6 protein-coding genes are annotated in these 9,512 nt (G+C 44.4%); all 6 read left to right on the forward strand.

All coding sequences use genetic code 11. The features are described 5' to 3' along the window. The first annotated feature begins 12 nt into the window (after window positions 1–12). The 6 genes from yajC (at window position 13) to FN961_RS23315 (ending at window position 9,389) form a co-directional block, all read left to right on the forward strand. A complete protein-coding gene (gene yajC, locus FN961_RS23290) occupies window positions 13–345 on the forward strand; it encodes a preprotein translocase subunit YajC (protein WP_144042542.1) in 333 nt (110 codons plus the stop codon). A 17-nt stretch (window positions 346–362) separates the two neighbouring features. Continuing rightward, window positions 363–2,213 carry a protein translocase subunit SecD gene (gene secD / locus FN961_RS23295; RefSeq protein ID WP_144042543.1) on the forward strand — a complete coding sequence of 617 codons (1,851 nt, stop codon included), beginning with the start codon at window positions 363–365 and terminating at the stop codon, window positions 2,211–2,213. A 12-nt stretch (window positions 2,214–2,225) separates the two neighbouring features. Then, window positions 2,226–3,173 carry a protein translocase subunit SecF gene (secF, locus tag FN961_RS23300; RefSeq protein WP_144042544.1) on the forward strand — a complete coding sequence of 316 codons (948 nt, stop codon included), beginning with the start codon at window positions 2,226–2,228 and terminating at the stop codon, window positions 3,171–3,173. Window positions 3,174–4,753: 1,580 nt separating this feature from the next. Next, window positions 4,754–6,295, forward strand: a complete 1,542-nt coding sequence (locus tag FN961_RS23305; RefSeq protein WP_221936143.1) for an alginate export family protein — start codon at window positions 4,754–4,756, stop codon at window positions 6,293–6,295. Further along, the gene (locus FN961_RS23310; RefSeq protein WP_144042545.1) at window positions 6,276–7,604 is read left to right on the forward strand and encodes a serine hydrolase domain-containing protein; all 1,329 of its coding nucleotides are present in this window, start codon (window positions 6,276–6,278) and stop codon (window positions 7,602–7,604) included. The genes FN961_RS23305 and FN961_RS23310 overlap by 20 nt, the downstream gene beginning before the upstream one ends. 906 nt (window positions 7,605–8,510) lie before the next feature. Next, window positions 8,511–9,389 carry a hypothetical protein gene (locus FN961_RS23315; protein ID WP_144042546.1) on the forward strand — a complete coding sequence of 293 codons (879 nt, stop codon included), beginning with the start codon at window positions 8,511–8,513 and terminating at the stop codon, window positions 9,387–9,389. Window positions 9,390–9,512: the final 123 nt, after the last annotated feature.

A 9,512-nucleotide genomic window follows, 5' to 3' on the forward strand; every position in this document is an offset into this window, starting at 1 on the left:
GAAGATAATACTATGTTTATATCAAATGCTCACGCTGCCGACACGGCAGTTTCAGGCGCCGGTGGCACCATGGAACTTGTTTTCATGCTGGTTATATTCGGCCTGATTTTTTACTTCATGATTTTCCGTCCACAATCTAAGCGTGTTAAAGAGCATAAAAGCTTAATGAGTTCATTGAGCAAAGGTGATGAAGTCCTCACTAGTGGTGGTATTTTAGGTAAGATTGCAAAAATTAATGACGAAAACGACTATGTGTTATTGTCAATTAATGATGCAACAGAAATCACAATCAAGAAGGATTACATAGCGGCCGTATTGCCTAAAGGCTCTATTAAGTCACTTTAAGCTAAGAGGGCGATGGTGTGTTAAATAAATATCCAATGTGGAAAAACTTTATGGTGATGATTGTCATCGCTGTGGGTTTTTTCTATGCGATTCCAAACCTCTTCGGGGAAGATTATGCCGTGCAAGTTGTGGCAACCCGAGGTGCAGAGGTTACGGCAACGACTCAGTCGACCGTAGATGAGCTGCTTGCAAGCAAGAATATCACGGTAAAACGCTCTGAGCTTGAAAATGGTCAGTTATTAGTTCGAGTAGGTAATGGCGAACAACAACTGTTAGCAAAAGAAGCAATTGTCGAATCGCTAGGTGATAAATACATCGTCGCCTTGAACTTGGCTCCAGCTACACCAGATTGGCTTGAGTCAATGGGTGGCAGCCCAATGAAGTTAGGTTTGGATCTACGTGGTGGTGTGCATTTCCTGATGGAAGTGGACATGGGCGAAGCAATTCGAAAGATGACAGAAGCTAAAATGTCAGACTTTAGAACCGATCTACGTGGCGAAAAAATTCGTTATGCGGGGATTCGCGATACACCTAGAGGGATTGAAATTAAGTTTCGTGACGCAGAAAACTTAGGCAAAGCTGAACGTTTTCTAAAAACCCGTGGTAATGACATGGTGTTTGATGATATTTCATCAGGCGACAACTATGCACTTCGGGCGAATCTTAGCGAAGCGTATGTTAAGCAAGTGAAAGAGGAAGCACTGCAGCAAAACATCACAACGATCCGTAATCGTGTGAATGAGTTGGGTGTGGCAGAGCCTGTGGTACAACGTCAAGGTGCAGAACGTATTATCGTTGAGCTTCCTGGTGTTCAAGACACTGCTCGTGCTAAAGACATTTTAGGTGCAACGGCGTCAATCGAGTTCCATATGGTTGATGAGAAAGCCGATGCTGCAGCCGCAGCAAGTGGACGAATCTCTCCGAGCTCTAAAGTCTATGAACGCCGAAATGGTGGTCAAGTCGTATTGCAAAAAGCAGTTATGCTGACCGGTGATCATATTCAAGGTGCGCAACCAAGCTTTGATGAATACAGTCGTCCTCAAGTAAGCATTAACTTAGATTCAAAAGGCGGATCTATCTTTTCAAATGTGACTAAGGACAACATTGGTAAACCAATGGCGACCCTATTCATTGAGTACAAAGATAACGGTGATAAGAATCCTGATGGCAGCATCAAGATGCAGAAGATCGAAGAGGTCATCTCAGTTGCGACAATTCAAGCTCGTCTTGGTCGTAATTTTGTTATCACAGGTCTTGAGCATGCTGAAGCACAAAATTTAGCCCTACTACTGCGTGCCGGTGCCTTGATTGCGCCAGTGACGATTGTAGAAGAGCGTACGATTGGTCCAAGCCTAGGTGCAGAGAACATCCAAAACGGTGTTCAGGCGATGATCTGGGGTATGGCTGTCGTACTGATTTTCATGCTGGTTTACTACCGTGGTTTTGGTCTTATCGCTAACTTAGCGCTAACGGCTAACCTTGTGATGGTTGTTGGCGTGATGTCGATGATCCCTGGCGCTGTTCTTACTCTGCCGGGTATTGCAGGTATGGTATTAACCGTTGGTATGGCTGTTGATGGTAACGTTCTGATTTACGAACGTATTCGTGAAGAGTTACGTAACGGTCGTAGCGTACAGCAAGCGATTCATGAAGGTTACGGTAATGCGTTTTCAACCATTGCTGATGCCAACATCACCACCTTTATGACAGCGCTTATTCTGTTTGCTGTTGGTACTGGTGCGGTGAAAGGCTTCGCTGTGACACTGATGATCGGTATCGCAACGTCTATGTTTACCTCTATCGTGGGAACCCGCTCAATAGTTAACGCTATTTGGGGTGGTAAACGCGTTAAGAAACTATCCATATAAGGAGGCTTGATTATGTATCAGATTTTATCAATAAAAGGCACGATCAACTTCCTTCGCCATGCAGTGCCGATCAGTATGATTTCGTTGGTATTAGTATTGGGTTCATTGACCTCATTAGCCACAAAAGGGATCAATTGGGGACTGGATTTTACCGGTGGTACCGTTGTTGAACTTGAGTTTTCATCACCGATTAATTTAGAGCAATTGCGCACTAACTTAGCCAGTGTTGAAACAGATGGCGCTGTGGTGCAGAACTTTGGTTCTAGCCGAGATGTGTTGGTTCGTCTTCCTGTTAAGGAAGGAGTCGCAACAGATATCCAAGTCGCTCAGGTGATGGATGCTGCGACAACTCTCGACCCACAAGTGATTCAAAAGCGTGTTGAAGTTGTTGGCCCTCAAATTGGTAAAGAACTGGCTGAGCAAGGCGGATTAGCGGTGTTAGTGGCCCTTATCTGTATTCTTATCTATGTTTCTTTCAGATTCGAATGGCGTTTAGCAGTTGGTTCTGTTGTGGCATTGGCTCACGATGTGATCATCACCTTAGGTGTGTTCTCTCTGTTCCAGTTAGATTTTGATCTAACAGTACTGGCGGGCGTGCTGACGGTGGTAGGTTACTCTCTTAACGATACGATCGTGGTATTTGACCGTATTCGAGAGAACTTCCTCAAGATGCGTAAGAGCACGCCTGAAGAGATTGTGAACACTTCTATTACTCAGACCATGAGTCGTACGATTATCACGACGGGAACGACGCTAGTCGTGGTTGTCGCGTTATTCCTTAAGGGCGGCACTATGATCCACGGTTTTGCTACGGCATTGCTAATGGGGATATTTGTCGGTACTTTCTCATCTATCTACGTGGCGAGTTTCCTAGCGATTAAGCTTGGTATTAACCGCGAGCACATGATGCCTGTTGAGATAGAAAAAGAGGGCGCAGATCAAGATGCATTGATGCCTTAATCTCTTTATAATTAGCCATCATGAACCTATGATGGCTAATATGGAGATAGAAAAAGAAGGCGCAGATCAAGACGCGTTGATGCCATAATCTCTTTATAGCTAGCCATCATGAACCTATGATGGTTGATATTAGAGATAAAAAAACCACCTTCGGGTGGTTTTTTTATGCCTTGAAAACCTTACAGTTCATCAGTTTTCGAATGAAGACTGAATATATTTTCGATTTAGCTTCTGACTGGTTTGGTATGAGTGGTGCGTTTGAAGGTCTTATCTTCACCTATGTTTATATACAATCGTATTCAGACGGTTAGAAAGTTGAGCCTATGTTTCCAACACGAATACACGCTTTACTATTGAGTTACGAATGGAAGCTCTGTAGGTTTAGTAGGATGAAAGTACGCGCTCTTGTACTTTTGTGATAACAGGCAAGATAAGAGTACAAATTAGTTTTATCCGAATGTGTATTGGCAAAACACGCTGGCCGCATATTGAAATGTTAGATTTCGCGTGAGTTGGCCCTAAAATGAAAACTCCGAATATCATAAGCTCTTAAACAAAGAAGAAACCGTTCCGCCAATGTGTTATAGGCGGAACATAAAATATTACGAGCTGGTTAGTTATGTAAATAATACTATTGCATGCTACTTATCCGGCAACTCTAAAGCGGTCGAGGTGTTTGTGGAAAGGTCACGTATTTTTATAAGTGATAACCCTCCTACGAATGATGTAAAGACTATTAAGAGTTGGTCCAGCGTATTTAATAGCGCTAGAGGAATCATGTTGTTGAAATTTCATCTAACAAGGCTATAAACAGGGCGTTATTTGTTCATCGTTATCACCATTACTCTGGAAGGATTTTCATATTAAAATAGATGCAAAAATGCGGTTTGTGGCTCGATTTTTTTTTGTTGTATTTACAATTGTAGTTATTAATATGCTGATAAATGGAGGGTATAAATCTACCACTATGGGCTCTGAACGTTTTGTTAGTGCGGCCTCCAATCCTTTAAAATATTACTTTGCACTTGTTTGGCAATCATTAATCATTTGCGTGTCATTTTATTTTGGCTTCATTGTTAAACTAGGGACTAACAACGGTGAAAAAAACTCTTAACAAGAGACGATGCTGTCAATCGTTAAATTTAAGACTATGACGCTTCTCACACTCATTCACCAAGGTGCCATCTCTCAGCATCGAATTAAAAATCATAGTCACCTTTATTCATATTTTAAATTCAAATAGCTTACTCAACATTACCACTGCATGTATTCCCCCTATACCTAGCCCTCTAAATAGCATTAAACGAGTTCATGTAGGGTTGATCTGCCTGCTAAAACTTTCTGATGTGAAAAGTCTTTTATGCTGTAAATTTGATGTGAATATGATAAATATATGCATGTGGAACAACTTTACATCGATTAAACACTATCCAGAGAAAGGATACTCAATAAGTATCAAGGCCATTAAGAGCAGCCCCGTAAGTAGTTGGCTTCGCTTTATTACAAATCTTAGCCTTTTACTTGTCCGCTTATTACGGCGTTCGCCTAAATAAGATATCTGCTTAAGTAAGGAGACACAAATGCCTTGGTACAGCACTAAACGCGCTCAGCATTGGTTGAATGAAGGAGCCATTCCCTTAAGCTTTCGTCAGAATAATTTTGTGATTCGCCGTGCTTTACTCCTCGCTATCGCTGCAGGAATGATATCCCATAACTTTCCTGCATCTGCAGCAGAAACGACGGGATCCACGCTGAGTGAATCCGACCCAATGCTGTTTATTGACTCGAAAGCATGGACCGTGCGTGGCCATTTTCAACTTGGCGTGAACGCAGTGGCAGAGCGCAACCTTTTTTGGGATCTCGGCGAGTCGGCGACCGGTAACACCGAGTTTAACGCAGACAAGGAATGGCTGGAGTTCTACGCTGAGCCAGGGATCAGTTTCGAGCGGCATTTGGCATCAGGCTCGGCTTGGTTTGGCAAGGTTTCAGCTGTGGGTTCATATACCGCAGGGACGGACGCGTTTGATGCAAGCAACATAGGTAGCGTCACCGCTGAGGAAGTGTACCTCGGCTATCGGACGAAATTTGCTGGTGATTGGGATATCGAAGTGTCGTTAGGACCTCGTGTGCTCAAGCTTGGCACGGGAATGTTGATTGCTAATGGTGGATCCGATGGCTTTGAGCGCGGCGCCCTTAAGTTAGGTCCCCGAGAAGCTTGGGAAAAAGCCGCTATCGTGCAGCTCACTGGGGGAGGTTTCAAAACCACCGCCTTCTATATGGCACCAAATGAGATGCCGTCCAATGACACCAAGAATCTTCTCAATGGGGTAGACCTACGCTGGGACGGCAAGCATGGCGACTATAGCGGACTGACGTATATCCACGTTCTTAAGTCCGAGGCCGCTTATCCGAAGGCTGCTCCAGGCGGAGTAGGCGCCCCGACTATCATTCCCGACGCACGGGCCAAGTTGAACGCCCTGAACTTCTATGGAAAAATGGACGGCCTTAGCGGTGCCCTGAGTAACCTGAGCCTAGCACTTGACATCGCCTATGAGTGGAACGACCGCATTGACCTTCGTGCCTGGGGCGGGCGTGTTAAACTCGAGTACGCTTTCACGAGTCAACCGTGGCAACCGACCCTAGGTTACTCGTTCCAGACCTTTTCGGGCGACGACCCAGATACCACTCGAATCGAGCGCTTCGACCCACTCTATTATGACGGCTCACCAAGTACATGGGCGACGGGGTCAAAATCTGCGATGGTATTTATTAACTCGAACGTGCTATCGCATAACCTCAGCCTTCGCGTCACGCCGACGGTGCGTGACACGGTTACCTTACGTTATTCCCATGTCCGTGCGAACGAACTCCGTAGTCCACTGCAGTTCGGGCAGGCTACCCGGCTAGACTTTTCCGATGGATTATCGACCGTGGTTTCAGGCGTCACCAACGCCCATCTTTCGGACGATGTTTTCATCGAATACAATCGCATCGTCACCCCTAACATTTATCTAACCGCAGGATTAAGCATCTCTATTCCAGGGGCGGGCATCATAAGTGCCGCTGGAGGGAATGCCCCTGACTGGAAAGGAGGATTTATCAATGTCGTCTTCAACTACTAAAATCGTATTCACACTCTCTGTTTTGGCCGCCACCTTTGTCTCGAACATCTGGGCGAGTGATGGGGCACAGGTTCCTCTGAGTGACAGCGAGTCCAATCCCATTAAGCTCGGTTGGATGCAGGGATTTCCGCCACCTCAGGATAAGCTCATCATGCAGCCGGAGTCTGATTTTTTTAGCTTTCCGAAGATGCGTTGGACCGTTTGTCACATCCGTGAACTGATGCCCACCAAAGAAGTGAGCAGAGGTATCGGTGCGCCTGTGCCGATGGCCTATGCCCTAGATAGCGGCATCGACTCAGTTAAGTTCAATCCGCTAGGCAGTAATAAACCCATGACTTGGAAGCAATCGTTATCGGCAAATTACACCGATGGAATGCTTGTCCTACATAAGGGGCGGATCGTTTACGAAGCATATTCTGACTGCCTCAACGACACGGGTAAGCATGCCGCCATGTCGATGACCAAGTCCCTTACAGGGCTGCTTGCTGAGATCCTTGTCGTTGAGGGGCGGCTCAACCCAACAGCCAAGGTTGCAACCATCATCCCTGAACTTAAGGACAGCGCGTTTGGTAATGCCACCGTGCGGCAAGTCATGGATATGACCACATCACTTAAATACAGTGAGGACTATGCGGATCCAAACGCGGATATCTGGGTCTATTCAAAGGCAGCTAGCCCTTTACCTAAACAGAAGGGCTATAAAGGCCCCAATGGTTATTTCGAGTATCTGCAGACCCTTAAACAGGACGATATCAAGCACGGAGAGGCTTTCGGTTACAAAACTGTCAACTCTGATGCACTTGGCTGGATTATATCCAAAGTCACTGGAAAGGATATTGCGAGTATGTTGTCTGAACGGATCTGGCAAAAAATGGGTGCAGAGCAGGATGGCTATATGACTGTAGACGCCAAGGGGATCCCTTTCGCGGGCGGCGGACTCAGCGCTGGCTTACGTGACTTAGGTCGAATCGGTCAGTTAATGCTGAACAGCGGAGAGATCAATGGGCAAAGATTGTTCCCAAAAGAGGTTGTGGAGAATATTCAAGCTGGTGGCGACAAGAACGCTTTTGCGAAGGCCGGATACAAAACACTCGAAGGCGGCAGCTATCACAGCATGTGGTGGGTCATGCATAACGAGCATGGTGCTTACGCTGCGCGCGGCGTACATGGGCAGACTATCTATGTGGATCCAACCGCTGAAATGGTTATCGTGCGATTCTCGTCTTTTCCATCGGCTGCAAACTCGAAGATTGACCCAACCTCGTTGCCTGCCTATCAAGCCGTGGCCAAGTATCTGATGCAAAATTAAGGGAGGCGATAATAGGGAACAAGGCGCTTCAGCGGATGCGGACATGGGTAAGTCGAGCCGCTGAACTTACACTCTAGAACGATTGTTCTAAGATGCTTTTCACCAAAGTTGGTTAGCCTTCAAATGAAGGTGGTTACATTTTTTATTTTAGCTTCAGGCTGGATGGTATTGAGTTTGATCATTGAAGGTCGTACCTTCATGGTTGTTTATCGCCTCCAGCGGGGTATGTGCAGACACTTCTGCGAGACGCTGTAAATATATCCCTATACGCTCTACGACTTCCAATAACTTCCCTGTTAAACGGCCAGTTCGGCGTCCAAGCCTCTCGTTCGAAGAGTATCACTTCGCGATACCTCACCCTGAAGTCGAAGCCCGCAGCCGTATCTACACTTGGTTATTTATCTCTTCGATTTGGCTTTACTTGGATTTCGACACTCATTTATGCCCCATTACAAGCTAGTGGTAACAACGATACTATTCAGTTCCAATCAAAAGCTCCGTACTTTTTCTAATCTTTCTTGAGCGCTTTACTTGCCACCCAAAAGACTGGTTGCCCGTGGCTTTTCGTAGACACTGGTATAACTGATTTGCTTCAAAGTGAGATAATTCTGGCATTAGAAGATGCGCAAAATGAGCTTTTTACGCATCGATAATTTTGTAACATTTAGGAAAAACTATACATATCAATCTACTGCGAAGTATTGAAAAGTGTTGTATAGACCTCTTAAACAAAGACGCATTCTTTTTCCTACGGTATCTTGAGCATTGTTTATGTATTTACGGAAAATATTCGATTTACAACAATGATTTAGTGGTGGTACCTTTGAAGTTTGAATTGAGCAGTCTGGAACGTTATCGTGCTGCTATTGAATAAGCTGTTATATTTAAAGGGAGTTACCTACACGTATGGAAAGTTCTGCTAACAGAGCCATTTTACTTCACGAAAAACTATCGAGTTCTGACACGTTTCTATTGCTCTCCGGAGTTTTTCTTTATACAGATGCGTTTTTATCTATCTTTCATCAAGTTAGTTTATATGATGTCGGCTTTTCGTGGTACAAAAATAACTTCGCACTTAGCGATATGGTGACTTATATATTCGGCTTCTCATTCCTATATGGAGCGCTTATTCCTTTTACATTGTGGCTCATAGATTTTTACTTGATGCCTAAGAGTATGGCTACCTCAGTTAAGTTCGAAGGTAGAATACGGTTAGAAGTATTGAAGCGAGATGCAATAGTTGAAGGAAATTCTGCAGCGTACAAACATTTTGAAAATTCAGCTTCAGAACTTGAAAAAATCGAGACAAAGCGAAGGTATGTACTCGCTATTATACTTTGCTTTCTTGCTTTAGTAGTCTCTATTCCGCTCTCCTCCGACCAGGGTGTTATTCAATCTATATGGGCAAGAGCTTCGGCAGATGGACTTGTTCCAACGTTCATTCGATTTAGTTTGTTTGGTTTATCAATGTGGTTTTTGGGTATTATTATGCACACTACAGACCACTATACTAATGATGAAACTATATCTAACTATACAGAGCGCTTAGAAAGTAAGTGGATTTCAGAGGTGAGCTCAAAGTTGTTAGATAAAGACAAATTATATGAACATCTAAATGAAACACTTAATGGTTTTAATTCTTTTGGGACAAAAGTCAGCTACGATCATAGCAATGAATCACATAAGTTCTGCAGAAAACATGGACTTATAAATAATGAAAACGAATTCAAGCTCACCGAAAAAGGTAAGTTTTTCTCCAAATATAGAGATTTGAATCAAAATTAAATATAATCGGGTAGCCGGAGGTATCTAACCTCCAGCCCCCACACCACCCTGCATGCGGCTCCGCACAGGGCGGTTCATTTAGAACACCTAATTCATTTTCTGATTAGGATATTGAACTGCGAT

Source organism: Shewanella hanedai, from assembly GCF_007197645.1.
Lineage (GTDB): Bacteria > Pseudomonadota > Gammaproteobacteria > Enterobacterales > Shewanellaceae > Shewanella > Shewanella hanedai.